Source organism: Brucella cytisi (genome assembly GCF_038433355.1).
Classification (GTDB): domain Bacteria; phylum Pseudomonadota; class Alphaproteobacteria; order Rhizobiales; family Rhizobiaceae; genus Brucella; species Brucella cytisi.
This window is the reverse complement of sequence record NZ_JBCAUP010000002.1, coordinates 26,032-42,633: the sequence shown is the minus strand read 5'-3', so window position 1 is coordinate 42,633 and position 16,602 is coordinate 26,032. Positions and strand designations below refer to the sequence as shown.

Below are 16,602 nucleotides of genomic sequence, written 5' to 3'. Positions count from 1 at the left end.
ATTAGATGATCAGTGCCTTGACTGCTGCAATCGCGGCGTCGGCCTTATCGCCATCCGGCCCGCCGGCCTGCGCCATGTCCGGGCGACCGCCGCCACCTGCGCCACCGAGGGCCGCAGAAGCAGCGCGAACCAGATCAACCGCACTAAAGCGACCAACCAGATCTTCCGTCACCGCGGCCACCGCGCTGGCCTTGCTATCTTCGCCGATACCAATGAACAGCACCACACCGGAGCCGACCTGCTTCTTGCCTTCGTCGGCAAGCGGCTTGAGATCACGCGGGGAAACGCCAGTTACGATCTTGCCGAGGAAGTTGACGCCATTCACAGCTTCAACGGCGCAGCCGCCATCTGCCGAACCACCGCCAAGCGCAAGCTTCTTGCGCGCATCAGCAAGTTCGCGTTCCAGCTTCTTGCGTTCATCAAGCAATGCGTTGACACGTTCCAGCGCTTCAGACGGTGTCGTCTTCAATGCACCGGCGATGGCCTTTACGCGCTCGTCCTGCTCTTCAAGGTAAAGACGTGCTGCCTCACCCGTCAGCGCTTCCATACGACGAACGCCAGCGGCAACCGCGCCTTCCGAAACAATGCGGACGAGACCTATATCGCCGGTCTGGCGCACATGCGTACCGCCGCAAAGTTCCACCGAATAGGCCTTGCCTTCCTTCGAACCGTGCTTGGCGGTGCCCATGGAAACAACACGAACTTCATCGCCATATTTTTCACCGAACAGTGCCATGGCACCCTCGGCAATGGCATCGTCAACGGCCATCAGGCGGGTGCTGACAGGAGCGTTCTGCAGAATGATTTCGTTGGCGAGAGTTTCCACCTGCGTCAGCTCTTCAGCCGAGATCGGCTTCGGATGCGAAAAGTCGAAACGCAGACGATCCGGTGCAACGAGCGAACCCTTCTGTGCAACATGACTGCCGAGCGTTTCACGCAGCGCCTCATGCAGAAGGTGCGTCGCCGAATGGTTAGAGCGGATGCGCGTGCGGCGTACCGAATCCACTTTCAGCTCGACCGCATCGCCGGTCTTCGCCGTCCCCTTGGTGACTTCGCCGATGTGAACGAAGACGCCCTCGCCCTTCTTCTGCGTATCCTTGATTGCGATAGCAAAACCTTCTCCGGAGATCGTGCCGGTATCGCCCTGCTGGCCGCCGGATTCTCCGTAGAACGGGGTCTGGTTGACTACGACCGAAACAACATCGCCTTCAGCAACGGACGGTACTTCCGCGCCATCGCGGACAAGCGCAGTGATAACGCCTTCGGCAACCTCAGTCTCGTATCCGAGAAATTCCGTCGCACCGACCTTATCCTTGATACCGAACCATATCGTTTCGGTTGCAGCTTCACCAGAACCAGCCCAGTTCGCACGGGCCTCGGCCTTCTGGCGCTCCATGGCGGCACTGAAGCCATCCGTATCGACGGCAATACCGCGCTGACGAAGTGCATCCTGCGTCAGATCCAGCGGAAAGCCATAGGTGTCGTAAAGCTTGAAAGCGGTTTCGCCGTCGAGGCGATCCCCTTCAACAAGGCTTTCCGTCGCATCCGACAGGAGGCCAAGACCGCGATCCAGCGTCTTGCGGAAACGGGTTTCCTCAAGCTTGAGCGTTTCGGAGATCAAGGCATCGGCGCGGATCAGTTCCGGATAGGCCTGTCCCATCTCGCGGATCAAGGCTGGCAGCAGGCGCCACATCAACGGCTCTTTGGCGCCCAAGAGCTGGGCATGACGCATTGCGCGGCGCATGATGCGACGCAACACATAGCCGCGACCTTCGTTGGACGGCAGAACACCGTCAGCGATCAGGAAGCTCGAAGCGCGCAGATGATCAGCAATCACACGGTGGCTGGCGCGGAATTCGCCCTCAGCCTTCACGCCGGTTGCTTCTTCCGAAGCGCGGATCAATGCCTTGAAGAGATCGATATCGTAATTGTCGTGCACGCCCTGCAGAACCGCAGCGACGCGCTCCAACCCCATTCCGGTGTCGATAGACGGACGCGGCAGGTCGATGCGCTGTTCGGGCGTAATCTGCTCGAACTGCATGAAAACGAGGTTCCAGATTTCGATGAAACGGTCACCGTCTTCGTCAGCCGATCCGGGAGGTCCGCCCCAGATATGGTCGCCGTGGTCGAAGAAGATTTCAGAGCATGGACCGCACGGGCCGGTATCGCCCATAGCCCAAAAGTTATCACTTGTAGCGATGCGGATAATGCGGTCATCGGAAAGACCAGCAATCTTTTTCCAGTAATTCGCAGCGTCGTCGTCCGTGTGATAAACGGTGACGAGCAATTTGTCCTTCGGAAGTCCGAATTCCTTCGTGATCAGGTTCCAGGCGAAGCTGATGGCATCTTCCTTGAAATAGTCGCCAAACGAGAAATTGCCGAGCATTTCAAAGAATGTATGGTGACGAGCGGTATAGCCGACATTGTCCAGATCGTTGTGCTTGCCACCGGCACGCACGCACTTCTGGGAAGTCGTCGCGCGATTGTAGGAACGGTGTTCAAGACCCGTAAAAACGTTCTTGAACTGAACCATACCCGCATTGGTGAACATCAGCGTCGGATCGTTGCGTGGGACAAGTGGGCTCGATGGAACGACCTCATGCCCGTTCTTGCGGTAATAATCGAGGAATGTGGACCTAATCTCGTTGACGCCAGCCATAAGTCACCCTTGGGCTTTTTTGCCCTGCACGGATACAGCTCTGCAGAAAGCTGTATCAATTATCCTGTTCAAACTCCCATAGCCGCCAACCGTTATTGAAGGCCCGAGGCTCTCCCGCACTGCCAGGAGGTGAAGTGGAGTTTTCGGTTGACCGCTTTTAGCGGTGCCTTGCTTTTCTGTCCAGATAAGTACGCTGCGCCATAAAAGCAATTTCTGCCGGAAAGCGATAAAACCAGCACCATTCACTTCGCAAAAACACCCACTGCTAAACAAAAAGCCCCATGCAATTGCACGGGGCTTCGATAATTCATTCGATGCTGGCGATCTTACATTTCGGCAGCGTCACTCGCATCGTCTTCTGGTCCGCCATCTTCGAGGAACTGTTCGGCAATCAAACCGGCATTCTGACGAAGCGTGGTTTCGATCTCGCGGGCCACTTCCGGGTTGTCCTTGAGATATTGCTTGGCGTTTTCACGGCCCTGTCCCAGTCGCTGTGAATTATACGAGAACCACGCACCGGACTTCTCGACGACACCGGCCTTTACGCCAAGATCGACCAGCTCGCCGGTCTTGGAAACGCCAGCACCGTACATGATGTCGAATTCGACCTGCTTGAAGGGCGGCGCAAGCTTGTTCTTGACGACCTTCACGCGGGTCTGGTTGCCAACAACTTCGTCGCGCTCCTTGATCGAACCGATACGGCGAATATCGAGACGAACCGAAGCATAGAACTTGAGAGCGTTACCGCCAGTCGTCGTTTCCGGCGAACCGAACATCACACCGATCTTCATACGAATCTGGTTGATGAAGATCACCATACAGTTCGACCGCGAGATCGAAGCAGTAAGCTTGCGCAGCGCCTGGCTCATGAGACGAGCCTGAAGGCCAGGCAAGGAGTCACCCATTTCGCCTTCGATTTCCGCACGTGGCGTCAAGGCTGCGACGGAGTCGACGACGAGAACGTCGATGGCGCCCGAACGCACAAGCGTGTCGGTGATTTCAAGTGCTTGCTCACCCGTATCTGGCTGCGAAATCAGCAGGTTTTCCAGATCGACACCCAGCTTGCGTGCATAGACAGGATCAAGCGCATGTTCCGCATCGACGAATGCACAGATACCGCCCTTCTTCTGTGCTTCCGCAATCGTGTGCAGCGCGAGTGTCGTCTTACCGGAGCTTTCCGGTCCGTAAATCTCAACAATACGTCCTTTGGGCAAGCCGCCGACACCCAGCGCGATGTCCAGAGAAAGCGAGCCGGTCGGAACAGTTTCGATCTCGATAACCGGGGCATTTTTCCCCAGACGCATGATCGAGCCCTTACCGAACGCCCTTTCGATTTGCGACAATGCCGCATCGAGAGCCTTAGTCTTGTCCACTGAATTTTCCTCAACAAGTCGCAATGAATTCTGAGACATCTTACACCATCCTCTTGTCTCGCTAGAAGCCCGGCAGGCTCGTTGCTATGATCTATTTGTATTCGTTTTGTTCTCATTTGACAATAGGGCTAACTCATTGATTAAAAACAGTTCCGAAATTTTGTTCTATAATCGTTCTCTAACATCAGCAATTACGAAAATAATCGAACTATCCACGAATTAACTTAATTCAAACCAAACTGCCCATCCACCGATTCGGAAAAGCAAAGAAAAACGCAGCCCTTCTATCGAAGAACTGCGTTGTTTGAAGCCTATTAACCCTTGGAAGGGAATCAGCTGGCGGCGCGAAGCGGAGAAATCTGGATTTCCACGCGACGGTTCTGCGCACGGCCTTCCGATGTTGCGTTAGTGGCAACGGGCTGGCTCGCGCCATAGCCGATAACGGCGAAGCGACGCGGATCGATACCCTGCGAACCGAGATAGCTCGCGACCGACGCGGCGCGGCGCTGCGAAAGAGCCTGATTGTGGCTGACGCTACCGGTCGAATCGGTGTGGCCATAAACGTCCACAAGTGTCTGGTTGAATTTGCGCAGTACAATCGCGACCGAATTAAGCGTCGGGTAGAACTGGCTCTTCACCTGATCCTGATCGGTATCGAAAGTGATGCTGGACGGCATATTAAGGATGATCTGGTCGCCGTTACGGGTCACAGACACGCCAGTGCCCTGCAACTGTGCACGGAGCTCGTTTTCCTGACGATCCATGTAATTGCCGATTGCGCCGCCGCCAAGTGCACCGATACCGGCACCAATCAGAACGGCATTGCGCTGTGCACGGCTGGAACCGCCGACCATCAGGCCACCAAGAGCGCCCACAGCCGCGCCAATCGCAGCACCACCTGCGGTGTTCGACATCTTCTGTTCCCCGGTATAGGGGTCGGTGGTGCAGCCTGCCAGAAATGTGGCGGCGAAAAGGGCAATACCGATCTTCTTCAGCATGAAATGGTCATCCTCAATTAGCGAATCCGTCGCATGATAATAGCGATTAAGGCCGGATGGTGTCTCAAATGCGAGTTTGAATCCAGCCTTTCGCTTTTTAACTGAAGCCTCCGCAACTGCGCAACTGCGTGGCGTAACGATTGGCCATGGATTGGGCACGTTTTGCGCCATTGAGCGCTGTAGCATTCCCGCGCCAGACACCACGAGCGTAACCGCCGTGACCCGAATAGTAAGCGAGATAAAGGCTATATGCATCGGCGCGATTGATGCCGTTTTTCAGATAGCTTTGATAGTGATACCAGCCAATGAAATGGATAGCGTCCGCGAAATTGGTGCGCGATGCAGTCCAGCGACCGGTTTCCCGCTTGTAACGATCCCACGTGCCGTTCAGCGCCTGGGAATAGCCATAGGCGCTGGAAGCCCGCTTCCACGGTATGATCCAGAGAATCTTGGTCCGTGGCGGGCGTGCATAGGGCTGGAAGCCGGATTCGGTATAGATTGTGGCCATCAGAACCGGAACCGGCACGCCGAACTCGCGCGAAACCCGCGTGGCAGCCGTCTGCCAGTTATTGAACCAACCGTCGCGTTGATCGAAGACCGCACACACATTGTTGACCTGCCGTGGGGCAGTCGCGCAGCCTCCTAGGATCACGAGCGCGACGAGAAACAAAACGCGCATCATGGAAAACCTCGTCTCTTTGCAAAGATTGATAAAGCGTAAAAATTAAGAAGACCTTTCTAACGACAGGTCACCCCTTTCCGGGGCCTTCAAACTCGCGTGAAGAAGCAAAGTAAAAGCCGCTGCCAACACTACAGCGGCCCGAACTGTGGATGAATGTGGATAACTATGGGGATAGCGCATTTTCAACGGTCGAAACTGCGTGAAAACCAATGGTTAGAGCGATTGCGCCGGAACAGAACTGCTCCAAACTTCAACGGCGTCCCTGGCGCTCCTGTCGCAACCGCGCCCAGTATTCGAGGCGCTTGCGGATATCTCGCTCAAAACCCCGCTCCGGCGGATCATAGAATTTTTGCCTGCCCATGCTTTCCGGGAAATAATCCTGTCCTGAAAACGCGTCTGGCTGGTCGTGGTCATAGGCATAGCCATCGCCGTAGCCCTCGTTCTTCATAAGCTTGGTTGGCGCGTTGAGAATATGCTTCGGCGGCAGCAGTGAACCGTTCTCCTTGGCCGCACGCATTGAGGCTTTATAGGCCACATAGACGGCGTTCGATTTCGGAGCCGTTGCAAGATAAACACAGGCCTGTGCGAGCGCCAGTTCGCCTTCCGGCGAACCAAGATAGTCATAGGCATCCTTGGCGGCGTTGCAGATGACCAGTGCCTGCGGGTCAGCCAAGCCGATATCTTCCACCGCCATGCGCACCAGCCGCCGCCCAAGATATAACGGATCTTCGCCCGCATCGAACATACGAGAAAGATAGTAGAGCGCTGCGTCAGGGTCCGATCCCCGCACGGATTTATGCAGCGCCGAAATCAGATTGTAATGCCCGTCCTGCCCCTTGTCATAAACCGGGGCGCGACGTTGCACGACATCCTGCAGCTTTTCGGCAGTAAACACTTCATCGGGACGGGCCGCACGCCAGACTTCCTCGGCAAGCGTCAGCGCAGCACGTCCATCGCCGTCAGCCATGCGAACAAGGCTTACCCGTGCTTCCTCGTCCAGCGGCAATGGACGTTCTTCTTGCTCTTCGGCACGGGTCAGAAGTGTTGCAATGCTCTCGCCATCATGGGGATGAAAAGTAAGCACCCTCGCCCGGGACAAAAGAGCAGCATTGAGCTCGAAAGACGGGTTTTCCGTCGTGGCGCCGATCAGGATAACAGTGCCGTCTTCCATGACCGGCAAAAACGAATCCTGCTGGGCGCGATTAAAGCGATGAATTTCGTCTACGAAAAGCAGTGTCTGCCGGCCCGACATACGCCGCGCACGAGCAGTCTCGAAAACCTTCTTGAGATCGGCAACGCCGGAGAAGATCGCCGAAATCTGCTCAAACGCGAGATCAGTTTCTCCGGCAAGCAGGCGGGCAACGGTCGTCTTGCCGGTTCCCGGAGGTCCCCAGAAGATCATGGAACCGAGCGAACCGGATGCAATCATGCGCGTCAGCACACCTTCTGGTCCGGTCAAATGTTCCTGACCGGTTACTTCCGACAAATGCTTCGGGCGCAGACGGTCAGCAAGCGGCCGGTTGCGGTCCGCGTTCGGGTCTGCCGCTGCTGAGAAAAGGTCGCTCATTTCATTCGCTCGATCGATAAATTAAATGCCGCTTCAGGCATAATCCTACCCGAAGCGGCATGCAACTTTTGGCGATATACTGGCCGACAGTTTTAACGCACGAACTGACGCAACAACGTTCCGTTGCGTTCCACCTCAAGCCGCCAGGCAAGACCACGTCCCCCATCCAGAATCGCGGTCATCTCCTCCACGGAGCGGATAGGATTTCCGTTGATGCTTCGAACAATGTCGCCCGGGCGCAATCCGAGCCGTGCCGCCGGCGAGCCGGAATAGACGTCAACAACGACCACCCCCTGGCTTTCACTCTTGAGACGCAGCTTTTTAGCGGTGGATGGCGTCAGCACAAGAACAGCTGCACCGGCGAAGGGATTATCGCCCTTGATCACCTGCGGCGCAGTTTCCTTGACTTCAGGCGCTTTGGAAAGCTTCACCGGAATGGTCTGGTTCTTTCCATCCCGCATGATTTCGACCGACACGGTGTTACCAATGCCAGCCGTCGATAGACGATAACCAAGCACATCCTGATTATCGACACGAACGCCCTGAACGGACAGAACCACATCGCCGATCTTCAGCCCTGCGGCTTCTGCAGGACCACCTTTTGCAACTGCCGTGATCAGGGCACCGTAGGGCTTTTCCATTCCAAGCCCTTCGGCCAGATCGGAGGTGACCCCTTGGAAAGTCGCGCCGATATAGGGGCGCTCGAAACTTTTGCTGCCATTCTGCGCAGCTTCCACGACAGCGCGGACCATATTGGACGGAATAGCAAAGCCGATGCCCACGGAACCGCCAGAACGTGAATAGATCGCTGTGTTGATACCTATCAGGCGTCCGCGCATGTCAATCAATGCGCCACCGGAGTTGCCGGGATTGATAGCCGCATCCGTCTGGATAAAGAAATCAAAATCGGAAATGCCAACCTGTGTTCGGGATTGCGCCGACACGATACCGCTCGTCACAGTCTGTCCGACGCCGAACGGATTGCCGATGGCCAGCACCAGATCGCCAACTTCGACTTCGTCGGAATTGCCGAGGCCCAACACTGGAAACTTGTCCTTGGCTTCAATTTTCAACACGGCAAGGTCCGTGGTTTCATCACGCAGAAGCAGCTTGCTTTCGAACTCGCGACCGTCCGACAAGGCGACTTTGATTTCGTCGGCATCCTTGATGACGTGATTGTTCGTCACGACAATGCCTGAACTATCGACAATCACGCCGGACCCGAGCGACTGCTGGATACGTGGCTTGCTTTCCCCGAACTGCCGCCCGAAAAACTGCTCGAAGAACGGATCGCCTGCAAATGGCGATTGTGCCCGTGCCTGCACCTGTCGCGCCGCATAGACATTCACAACAGCTGGTGTCGTCTCTTTCACGAGAGGAGCGAAGGAAAGTTGCATATCAGCGCGGCTGAGCGGCACTTCTTTGGGAGGTGTTGCAGGCGCATCCTGCGCCATTGCCTGCGGCATAACCAGCCCGATGGATGTCAGCATAAGACCCAATACACCTAAACGTCGCCAATTCATGCACATACTCCGCGCTTTCCGAGGGCACTCATATCTTCCGTGAAAAAATATGAGATTCGTCGTCCATATGTAGTCAACTGAGGACAAGGATAAAGGGCCACATTGTGACCTTGAAGTGCAGCACGGCAATTTTTCGTGAAACATATCGATCCGAAAGAGCCGAACAGCAGCAAGAACAAACAAAAAGGGCCGCTCAAGGCGGCCCTTTTCAATAATCAGAAACAGTGCAGATTATGCTGCGTCTGCTTCAGCAGCCTGTTCGGCTTCGACGCGGGCGCGGTCAGCCTTGCCCTTTGCATCGACGTCGCGTTCCACGAATTCAACAACCGCCAGAGGCGCGTTGTCGCCAGCGCGGAAGCCAGCCTTCATGATGCGGATGTAGCCGCCGTTGCGGGTTGCATAGCGAGCAGCCAGCGTATCGAACAGCTTTGCAACGAGCTTAACGTCGCGAATAGCTGAGATAGCCTGACGGCGTGCATGCAGATCGCCGCGCTTGCCGAGAGTGACAAGCTTTTCTACGATCGGACGGATTTCCTTAGCTTTAGGAAGCGTGGTCACAATCTGTTCATGCTCGATGAGCGAAGCCGCCATGTTGGCGAACATTGCCTTGCGATGCGAGGCAGTGCGGTTCAGCTTACGCTGTCCATTACCGTGGCGCATGGCCTTCTCCTTAATTAGTTCTAGCCGGATTGCCGGTCTTAATATTGGTCTTCGTAGCGCTTTGCGAGATCTTCGATGTTTTCTGGCGGCCAGGACGGGATTTCCATACCGAGATGGAGACCCATCGATGCCAGAACTTCCTTGATCTCGTTGAGCGACTTGCGGCCGAAATTCGGAGTCCGCAGCATCTCGGCTTCCGTCTTCTGGATCAGATCGCCGATGTAGACGATGTTGTCGTTCTTCAGGCAGTTTGCCGAACGGACGGACAGTTCGAGTTCGTCGACCTTCTTGAGCAGAGCCGGGTTGAAAGCCAGTTCCGCAACCTGTTCCTGCGGAGCTTCCTTCTGGGGCTCTTCGAAGTTGACGAAGATCGCCAGCTGGTCCTGGAGAATACGAGCAGCATACGCCACTGCGTCTTCACCGCTGACCGAGCCGTTTGTCTCGATGTTCAGCGTCAGCTTGTCATAATCGAGAACCTGACCTTCACGGGTGTTCTCGATCTTGTACGACACCTTGCGAACCGGAGAGTAGAGGCTGTCAACCGGGATAAGCCCGATCGGAGCATCTTCCGCACGGTTGCGGTCGGCAGGCACATAGCCCTTGCCTGTGTTGACGGTGAATTCCATGCGGATTTCAGCGCCTTCGTCCAGCGTGCAGATGACGTGATCCGGGTTAAGGATCTCGACATCGCCGACAGTCTGAATGTCGCCAGCCGTAACAACGCCTGGGCCTTCCTTGCGGACGACCATGCGCTTCGGGCCCTCGCCTTCCATGCGGATGGCGATTTCCTTGACGTTCAGAACGATATCCGTAACGTCTTCGCGGACGCCCGGGATCGAAGAGAATTCATGCAGAACGCCATCGATCTGAATGGCGGTCACGGCAGCGCCGCGAAGCGACGACAGAAGCACGCGACGCAGAGCATTACCGAGCGTCAGACCGAAACCGCGTTCCAGCGGCTCAGCAACGACGGTTGCATGCGTGCGGGAGCCGTTGGTGATGAAATCCACCTTATTCGGCTTGATGAGTTCCTGCCAGTTCTTCTGGATCATGTAAGTATCCCTCTATCAATCGTCGCTACCATCCTATCGTAGCGATCAAGTGTAGAAACCGCAGAGGAACCCCGAACTTGAAAAGCCCGAGGCTCGTACGGCATGTGAACGAGGATTAGACCCGGCGCTTCTTGCGCGGACGGCAACCGTTGTGCGGGATCGGCGTAACATCGCGGATCGACGTAATCACAAAGCCGGCAGCCTGAAGGGCGCGCAGCGCGGATTCACGGCCAGAACCCGGTCCGCAAACCTCGACTTCGAGGGAGCGCATACCGTGTTCCTGAGCCTTCTTGGCGCAATCTTCGGCAGCGATCTGAGCGGCGAACGGGGTCGACTTACGCGAACCCTTGAACCCCTGAGCACCGGCAGACGACCAGGCAATCGCATTGCCCTGAGCATCCGTGATGGTGATCATGGTGTTGTTGAACGTCGAATTTACGTGGGCAACGCCCGACGAGATGTTTTTACGCTCGCGACGGCGAACGCGCGTGGCTTCCTTGGCCATGACAGTCCTTTCAATCGATCTCTACACCGCCGTAATTCCAGCGGCTACACCGGTCCTCAAGAAAGGACCAGCATCAAACCCAACCGGCGCACCGGAAAGGCCCGACGGAACATATGTCCCGTCGAAATTACTTCTTCTTGCCTGCGATTGCCTTCGCCGGACCCTTGCGGGTGCGTGCGTTGGTGTGCGTGCGCTGGCCGCGAACCGGCAGCGAACGACGATGACGCAGACCACGGTAGCAGCCCAGGTCCATCAGGCGCTTGATGTTCATCGAAACTTCACGACGCAGGTCACCTTCGACCTGGTAGTCAGCATCGATTGCTTCGCGGATCTGAAGGACTTCAGCATCCGACAGCTGGTTAACGCGACGATCGTCAGCAATGCCGACCTTCGTTACGATTTCCCGAGCAAATTTCGGTCCGATCCCGTGAATGTACTGAAGCGCAATAACAACGCGCTTGTTCGTCGGGATGTTGACGCCAGCGATACGTGCCACGTCTGTTCTCCTTGAGTTATAAAAATTTCCATCTGGCAGATGCGATCAACCAGACAGCATTAAACGACCGGTACCGGCCTCTTTCGATTTCCGCCGATACCCGCCATTCAAAACCAGTTGAAGTGGCGCAGTCTTTGACGGAATCGCCCGAAAAAGTCAACTCTTAACTGTCCGTAAAGCCATCAAACCGGCCTGACAGGCAACTCAAGCAACTTCTGGAAGCAATAAACGGGCAGAAAACGCTTCACGCTTTCCCTGCCCGTATTGGAATGAGGCTTCTTCAAGCCCCTTCAATTTTCATGCCGGAACCAGAATTCTCTCGATTTCGGCAGTAACTTCTTCAACCGGCGCCATGCCATTGATGACGCGCAGTTCACCAGTTCCGGCATAATAGCTCGAAAGCGGCGAAGTCTTTTCGCGGTATTCCACGAGACGCTTGCGGAACGCTTCAGGATTGTCGTCCGAACGGACCTGACCACCCTTGGCAATCGTTTCAGCCACGCGGCTCTCCATCCGCTTGACCAGAGCATTCTCGTCAACCTTCAGCTCAATGACTGCATCGAGCTTTAGGCCCTTCCCCGCCAGCATGGTTCCCAGAGCCTGAGCCTGTGGAACCGTGCGTGGATAACCGTCAAGGATGAAACCGTTCGCGCAGTCAGGCGCATCGATGCGCTCCGAAACGATCTGGTTCACGATCTCATCGGAAACCAATTGCCCGGCGTCCATCACGGCCTTGGCGCGCTTCCCGATCTCGCTCTGCTGGGCGACTGCTGCACGCAGCATGTCGCCGGTCGAGAGCTGAGGAATTCCATGCTTCTTGGTAAGAAGTCCAGCCTGCGTCCCCTTACCTGCTCCGGGCGGCCCAAGAAGTATCAGTCTCATTTATTGCGTTTCCCACCTCTGAGTTTGGACTTCTTGATCAGCCCTTCATACTGATGGGCGATCAGATGCCCCTGAATTTGCGCAACCGTGTCAAGCGTTACGCTCACAACGATCAGCAGCGAGGTGCCACCAAGATAGAACGGCACACCGGTTGCGGAAATCAGGAATTCCGGCAGGAGACAGACAAGCACGATATAGATGGCGCCGACAACAGTGATGCGTGTCAGCACATAGTCTATGTATTCGGCGGTACGCTCACCCGGACGAATGCCCGGAATAAAGCCGGAATGCTTCTTGAGCTGGTCAGCAGTGTCCTTGGGATTGAACACAATGGCCGTGTAGAAGAAGCAGAAGAATGCCATCAATGCGGCATAGAACAGCATGTAAAGCGGCTGACCATGACCGAGTGCATTGAGAACGGTAGTAGCCCAGGCCGGCATTTCCGTCGTGTTGGCGAAACCGGCAACCGTCGCAGGCAGAAGCAACAACGACGAGGCGAAAATCGGAGGAATGACGCCTGCGGTATTGAGCTTCAACGGCAGATGCGACGTATCGCCCTGGAACATGCGGTTGCCGACCTGACGCTTCGGATACTGGATCAGAAGGCGACGCTGCGCACGTTCAACGAATACGATGACCGCAATCAGCACGATAGCAAGAATGATAACGCCCAGAATGAGACCGGTCGACAGCGCGCCGGTACGGCCAAGTTCCAGCGTGCCGGAAATAGCGTGCGGCAGGTTGGCCACGATACCGGAGAAGATGATCAGCGAGATACCGTTGCCGATACCGCGTGCAGTGATCTGCTCGCCGAGCCACATCAGGAACATCGTGCCGCCAACAAGGGTGATCACCGACGAAACGACGAAGAACGGTCCCGGATTGGTGACAATACCGTTGCCCGACTGCAAGCCGACAGAAATCGCGTAGGCCTGAACAAGCGCCAGAAGCACCGTGCCGTAACGCGTATACTGATTGATGATCTTGCGACCTGCCTCGCCTTCCTTCTTCAGCGCTTCAAGAGACGGAACAACCGACGTCATGAGCTGCACGATGATGGAGGCAGAGATATAAGGCATGATGCCGAGCGCGAAAATGGCCATACGACCGACGGCGCCACCGGCGAACATGTTGAAAAGCCCGAGCACACCCTGGCTATGCTGCTGGAAAGCCTGCGCAAGCGCGTCAGGATTGATGCCGGGAAGCGGAATATAGGTGCCGAACCGGTATACGAGCAAAGCACCCAGCGTGAACCAGATGCGCTTCTTGAGTTCTTCTGCTTTCGAGAAAGCTGAAAAATTGAGATTGGAAACTAGCTGTTCAGCAGCCGATGCCATTAAATTTCTCCGGTGAAAAGTCTCCGGTCCTCCGCCCCCGTCAGCGCAATCTATTGCGGTCGCGCCTCGAGACTAAAAAGACCCTACCCAGATATGCGCATTGGCATAAATGTGCAAGCGGCGGCACTGAGGCCGCCGCTTTTTATTTTTGTATCGAAGCCTTATTCGGCAGCGGCTTCAGGAAGCTTGATGCTACCGCCAGCCTTTTCGATCTTTTCGACCGCAGCCTTGGAAGCACCGGCTACCTCGAAAGCAACCTTTGCCTTCAGCTCGCCGTCCGAAAGGATGCGAACGCCGTCTTTGGCACGACGAATCACGCCAGCAGCCTTCAGCGAATCGAGGTTCACAACTGCCTTGGCATCAAGCTTGCCTGCATCGATAGCGGCCTGAACACGGCCGAGCGACACAACGTTGAAGCTCTTTGCGAAGATGTTGGTGAAGCCGCGCTTCGGCAGACGGCGGTAGATTGGCATCTGGCCGCCTTCGAAGCCGTTGATCGCGACGCCCGAACGGGACTTCTGCCCCTTGACACCACGACCACCGGTCTTGCCGGTGCCCGAACCGATACCGCGGCCAACACGCTTGCGTGCTTTGACCGAACCTGGCTTGTCACGCAGATCGTTGAGTTTCATATCTCTATCTCCTGCGCTATCACACCTCGTCCACAACTCGAACGAGGTGTGGAAGCTTGGCGATCATGCCACGAACTGCCGGAGTATCTTCCAGCGTGCTGCGGCGGTGCATTTTATTAAGACCCAGACCGATCAGCGTTGCGCGCTGCTCGGCTGGACGACGGATTGGGCTTCCGATCTGCTCGACCGTAACCGTCTTGCCCTTCTTCTCAGCCATCACTCAAATCCCTTGTCTATGGCGTATCCGGTGGCCTGAGCGGCCCCGGACGAACACAAACTATCGGCTACTCTTCCGAACCGACCACATCATGGCGGCGAGCCTGAAGGGTCGAGTACTTGATGCCGCGCTGTGCAGCGATGTCCTTCGGATGCATCTGATGCTTCAGAGCATCGAACGTCGCACGAACCATGTTGTAAGGGTTCGACGAACCGAGCGACTTGGCGACAACGTCCTGAACGCCGAGCGTCTCGAACACTGCACGCATCGGACCACCGGCGATGATACCCTTACCAGCAGGAGCTGCGCGGAGCAGAACCTTGCCAGCGCCGTGACGGCCTTCAACATCGTGGTGCAGCGTACGGCCCGAACGCAGCGGTACGAAGATCATGTCGCGCTTGGCAGCTTCCGTAGCCTTACGGATAGCTTCCGGCACTTCACGAGCCTTGCCATGACCGAAGCCTACGCGGCCCTTCTGGTCGCCAACAACGACGAGCGCAGCAAAACCGAAGCGACGGCCGCCTTTGACGACCTTGGCAACGCGGTTGATGTGAACGAGCTTATCGACGAATTCGCTGTCGCGCTCCTCACGGCCGCGATCTTCGCGGTTACGTTCTCTCTGTGCCATATCCTGATTTCCTTTTTCTTTTCCGGAAGCACAAAATGCTATTAGAAGCTCAGTCCGCCTTCGCGGGCAGCTTCGGCGAGAGCCTTCACACGGCCGTGGTAAATGAATGCACCACGGTCGAACACTACTTCGCTGACGCCTGCTTTAACGGCACGCTCGGCAACCAGCTTGCCAACTGCAGCTGCTGCTGCGGAGTCGGCGCCAGTCTTGAGCTTGCCCTTCAGGTCGCCATCCAGGGTCGAAGCAGCAGCGATGGTAACACCGCGAACGTCGTCGATAACCTGAACGTAGATGTTCTTGGAAGAGCGGTGCACGCTGAGACGCGGACGGCCGTTTGCAACAGCCTTGACCTGACGGCGTACACGAGCAGCGCGACGCTGCAAAGTTTCTTTTGGCGATGCCATGACGCGCTTCCCTTACTTCTTCTTGCCTTCTTTGCGGACGATCTTCTCGCCAGCATACTTGACGCCCTTGCCCTTGTAAGGCTCGGGGCCGCGATATTCGCGGATCTCAGCCGCGACCTGACCGACCTGCTGCTTGTCGATACCGGTGACGACGATTTCCGTCGGCTTCGGAACGGCAACAGTGATGCCAGCAGGCACGTCGTAGACCACTTCGTGGCTGAAGCCGAGCGAAAGCTGCAGGTTCTTACCCTGCATGGCAGCGCGGTAACCGACGCCGCTGATTTCGAGCTTCTTTTCGAAGCCGTCCTTCACGCCAACAAAAATGTTGGAGATCATCGTGCGGGACATGCCCCACTTCGAACGAGCTTCCTTCGACTGGTCGCGCGGATCGACGCTGACAGCGCCGTCTTCCATCTTGACCAGAACTTCATCGTGCACGACGAAGGAGAGTTCACCCTTCGCGCCCTTGGCCTTGACGATCTGCCCATCAACACTGGCGGTCACGCCTGCCGGGACCGGCACGGGTTTTTTACCGATACGAGACATTTTAATACCTGTCTTTTATCTGTTCGCTGTCAACCGCATCAGAAGATGCGGCAGAGCAGCTCACCACCAACGTTTTGTTCACGGGCTTCATGATCAGCCATCACACCCTTAGGGGTGGACAGGATCGAGATGCCAAGACCATTCGCAACCTGCGGGATCGACTTGACCGACACGTATACACGGCGGCCAGGCTTCGAAACGCGGGTCAGTTCACGAATGACTGGAACGCCTTCATAGTACTTCAGTTCGATTTCGATCTCGGCTTTGCCGTTCACGAATTCACTCTGCGTGTATCCGCGGATGTAACCTTCAGACTGAAGAACATCAAGAACGCGAGCGCGCAACTTGGAAGCCGGGGTCGAAACCTTGGTCTTCTTGCGGCCTACTGCGTTACGAATACGGGTCAGCATGTCGCCGATAGGATCTGACACAGACATATGC

General features: G+C 56.2%; 18 protein-coding genes. All 18 read right to left on the bottom strand.

Annotation, left to right across the window (positions count from 1 at the left end; genetic code table 11):
- Position 1: 1 nt before the first annotated feature.
- Positions 2-2,659, bottom strand: coding sequence for an alanine--tRNA ligase (alaS, locus tag AAE521_RS02430; RefSeq protein ID WP_342060397.1), 2,658 nt, complete (start codon positions 2,657-2,659; stop codon positions 2-4).
- 326 nt (positions 2,660-2,985) lie between these two features.
- A complete protein-coding gene (recA, locus tag AAE521_RS02425; RefSeq protein WP_010659933.1) occupies positions 2,986-4,071 on the bottom strand; it encodes a recombinase RecA in 1,086 nt (361 codons plus the stop codon).
- A 293-nt stretch (positions 4,072-4,364) separates the two neighbouring features.
- Entirely contained in the window at positions 4,365-5,030 is a 666-nt protein-coding gene (locus tag AAE521_RS02420; protein ID WP_342060396.1) for a YiaD family glycine zipper/OmpA-like lipoprotein, read from the bottom strand.
- Positions 5,031-5,127: 97 nt separating this feature from the next.
- Entirely contained in the window at positions 5,128-5,712 is a 585-nt protein-coding gene (locus AAE521_RS02415; protein WP_010659931.1) for a transglycosylase SLT domain-containing protein, read from the bottom strand.
- Between the two features lie 250 nt (positions 5,713-5,962).
- Positions 5,963-7,279 carry a replication-associated recombination protein A gene (locus tag AAE521_RS02410; protein WP_012091914.1) on the bottom strand — a complete coding sequence of 439 codons (1,317 nt, stop codon included), beginning with the start codon at positions 7,277-7,279 and terminating at the stop codon, positions 5,963-5,965.
- 92 nt (positions 7,280-7,371) lie between these two features.
- Positions 7,372-8,802, bottom strand: coding sequence for a DegQ family serine endoprotease (locus AAE521_RS02405; RefSeq protein ID WP_012091913.1), 1,431 nt, complete (start codon positions 8,800-8,802; stop codon positions 7,372-7,374).
- A 231-nt stretch (positions 8,803-9,033) separates the two neighbouring features.
- Positions 9,034-9,462 carry a 50S ribosomal protein L17 gene (gene rplQ, locus AAE521_RS02400; RefSeq protein WP_010659928.1) on the bottom strand — a complete coding sequence of 143 codons (429 nt, stop codon included), beginning with the start codon at positions 9,460-9,462 and terminating at the stop codon, positions 9,034-9,036.
- 38 nt (positions 9,463-9,500) lie between these two features.
- The gene (locus AAE521_RS02395) at positions 9,501-10,514 is read right to left on the bottom strand and encodes a DNA-directed RNA polymerase subunit alpha (RefSeq protein ID WP_006467001.1); all 1,014 of its coding nucleotides are present in this window, start codon (positions 10,512-10,514) and stop codon (positions 9,501-9,503) included.
- A 115-nt stretch (positions 10,515-10,629) separates the two neighbouring features.
- Complete coding sequence (gene rpsK, locus AAE521_RS02390; protein WP_002964339.1) at positions 10,630-11,019, bottom strand: 30S ribosomal protein S11; 390 nt, start codon at positions 11,017-11,019, stop codon at positions 10,630-10,632.
- 127 nt (positions 11,020-11,146) lie between these two features.
- Positions 11,147-11,515: a 30S ribosomal protein S13 gene (gene rpsM / locus AAE521_RS02385; protein ID WP_006467002.1), complete on the bottom strand. Its 369-nt coding sequence runs from the start codon at positions 11,513-11,515 to the stop codon at positions 11,147-11,149.
- A 297-nt stretch (positions 11,516-11,812) separates the two neighbouring features.
- Positions 11,813-12,397: an adenylate kinase gene (locus tag AAE521_RS02380; protein ID WP_010659927.1), complete on the bottom strand. Its 585-nt coding sequence runs from the start codon at positions 12,395-12,397 to the stop codon at positions 11,813-11,815.
- Positions 12,394-13,734 (bottom strand): preprotein translocase subunit SecY, encoded by a 1,341-nt coding sequence (gene secY, locus AAE521_RS02375; protein WP_010659926.1) that lies wholly within the window; start codon positions 13,732-13,734, stop codon positions 12,394-12,396. Before secY ends, AAE521_RS02380 begins: the two co-directional genes overlap by 4 nt.
- Before the next feature lie 161 nt (positions 13,735-13,895).
- Positions 13,896-14,366: a 50S ribosomal protein L15 gene (rplO, locus tag AAE521_RS02370; protein WP_012091912.1), complete on the bottom strand. Its 471-nt coding sequence runs from the start codon at positions 14,364-14,366 to the stop codon at positions 13,896-13,898.
- A gap of 19 nt (positions 14,367-14,385) precedes the next feature.
- Positions 14,386-14,583: a 50S ribosomal protein L30 gene (rpmD, locus tag AAE521_RS02365; RefSeq protein WP_342060395.1), complete on the bottom strand. Its 198-nt coding sequence runs from the start codon at positions 14,581-14,583 to the stop codon at positions 14,386-14,388.
- 67 nt (positions 14,584-14,650) lie between these two features.
- Complete coding sequence (gene rpsE, locus AAE521_RS02360) at positions 14,651-15,211, bottom strand: 30S ribosomal protein S5 (RefSeq protein ID WP_006467009.1); 561 nt, start codon at positions 15,209-15,211, stop codon at positions 14,651-14,653.
- A 41-nt stretch (positions 15,212-15,252) separates the two neighbouring features.
- Positions 15,253-15,615: a 50S ribosomal protein L18 gene (gene rplR, locus AAE521_RS02355; RefSeq protein ID WP_010659924.1), complete on the bottom strand. Its 363-nt coding sequence runs from the start codon at positions 15,613-15,615 to the stop codon at positions 15,253-15,255.
- A 12-nt stretch (positions 15,616-15,627) separates the two neighbouring features.
- Positions 15,628-16,161, bottom strand: a complete 534-nt coding sequence (rplF, locus tag AAE521_RS02350) for a 50S ribosomal protein L6 (RefSeq protein ID WP_010659923.1) — start codon at positions 16,159-16,161, stop codon at positions 15,628-15,630.
- A gap of 38 nt (positions 16,162-16,199) precedes the next feature.
- The gene (gene rpsH, locus AAE521_RS02345) at positions 16,200-16,598 is read right to left on the bottom strand and encodes a 30S ribosomal protein S8 (RefSeq protein WP_007875325.1); all 399 of its coding nucleotides are present in this window, start codon (positions 16,596-16,598) and stop codon (positions 16,200-16,202) included.
- Between the last annotated feature and the right edge of the window lie 4 nt (positions 16,599-16,602).

What these genes read in the sequence shown, in the direction of transcription:
- alaS (WP_342060397.1), bottom strand. Translation starts at nt 2,659, where the DNA reads ATGGCTGGCGTCAACGAGATTAGGTCCACATTCCTCGATTATTACCGC.
- recA (WP_010659933.1), bottom strand. Translation starts at nt 4,071, where the DNA reads ATGTCTCAGAATTCATTGCGACTTGTTGAGGAAAATTCAGTGGACAAG.
- AAE521_RS02420 (WP_342060396.1), bottom strand. Translation starts at nt 5,030, where the DNA reads ATGCTGAAGAAGATCGGTATTGCCCTTTTCGCCGCCACATTTCTGGCA.
- AAE521_RS02415 (WP_010659931.1), bottom strand. Translation starts at nt 5,712, where the DNA reads ATGATGCGCGTTTTGTTTCTCGTCGCGCTCGTGATCCTAGGAGGCTGC.
- AAE521_RS02410 (WP_012091914.1), bottom strand. Translation starts at nt 7,279, where the DNA reads ATGAGCGACCTTTTCTCAGCAGCGGCAGACCCGAACGCGGACCGCAAC.
- AAE521_RS02405 (WP_012091913.1), bottom strand. Translation starts at nt 8,802, where the DNA reads ATGAATTGGCGACGTTTAGGTGTATTGGGTCTTATGCTGACATCCATC.
- rplQ (WP_010659928.1), bottom strand. Translation starts at nt 9,462, where the DNA reads ATGCGCCACGGTAATGGACAGCGTAAGCTGAACCGCACTGCCTCGCAT.
- AAE521_RS02395 (WP_006467001.1), bottom strand. Translation starts at nt 10,514, where the DNA reads ATGATCCAGAAGAACTGGCAGGAACTCATCAAGCCGAATAAGGTGGAT.
- rpsK (WP_002964339.1), bottom strand. Translation starts at nt 11,019, where the DNA reads ATGGCCAAGGAAGCCACGCGCGTTCGCCGTCGCGAGCGTAAAAACATC.
- AAE521_RS02380 (WP_010659927.1), bottom strand. Translation starts at nt 12,397, where the DNA reads ATGAGACTGATACTTCTTGGGCCGCCCGGAGCAGGTAAGGGGACGCAG.
- secY (WP_010659926.1), bottom strand. Translation starts at nt 13,734, where the DNA reads ATGGCATCGGCTGCTGAACAGCTAGTTTCCAATCTCAATTTTTCAGCT.
- rplO (WP_012091912.1), bottom strand. Translation starts at nt 14,366, where the DNA reads ATGAAACTCAACGATCTGCGTGACAAGCCAGGTTCGGTCAAAGCACGC.
- rpmD (WP_342060395.1), bottom strand. Translation starts at nt 14,583, where the DNA reads ATGGCTGAGAAGAAGGGCAAGACGGTTACGGTCGAGCAGATCGGAAGC.
- rpsE (WP_006467009.1), bottom strand. Translation starts at nt 15,211, where the DNA reads ATGGCACAGAGAGAACGTAACCGCGAAGATCGCGGCCGTGAGGAGCGC.
- rplR (WP_010659924.1), bottom strand. Translation starts at nt 15,615, where the DNA reads ATGGCATCGCCAAAAGAAACTTTGCAGCGTCGCGCTGCTCGTGTACGC.
- rplF (WP_010659923.1), bottom strand. Translation starts at nt 16,161, where the DNA reads ATGTCTCGTATCGGTAAAAAACCCGTGCCGGTCCCGGCAGGCGTGACC.
- rpsH (WP_007875325.1), bottom strand. Translation starts at nt 16,598, where the DNA reads ATGTCTGTGTCAGATCCTATCGGCGACATGCTGACCCGTATTCGTAAC.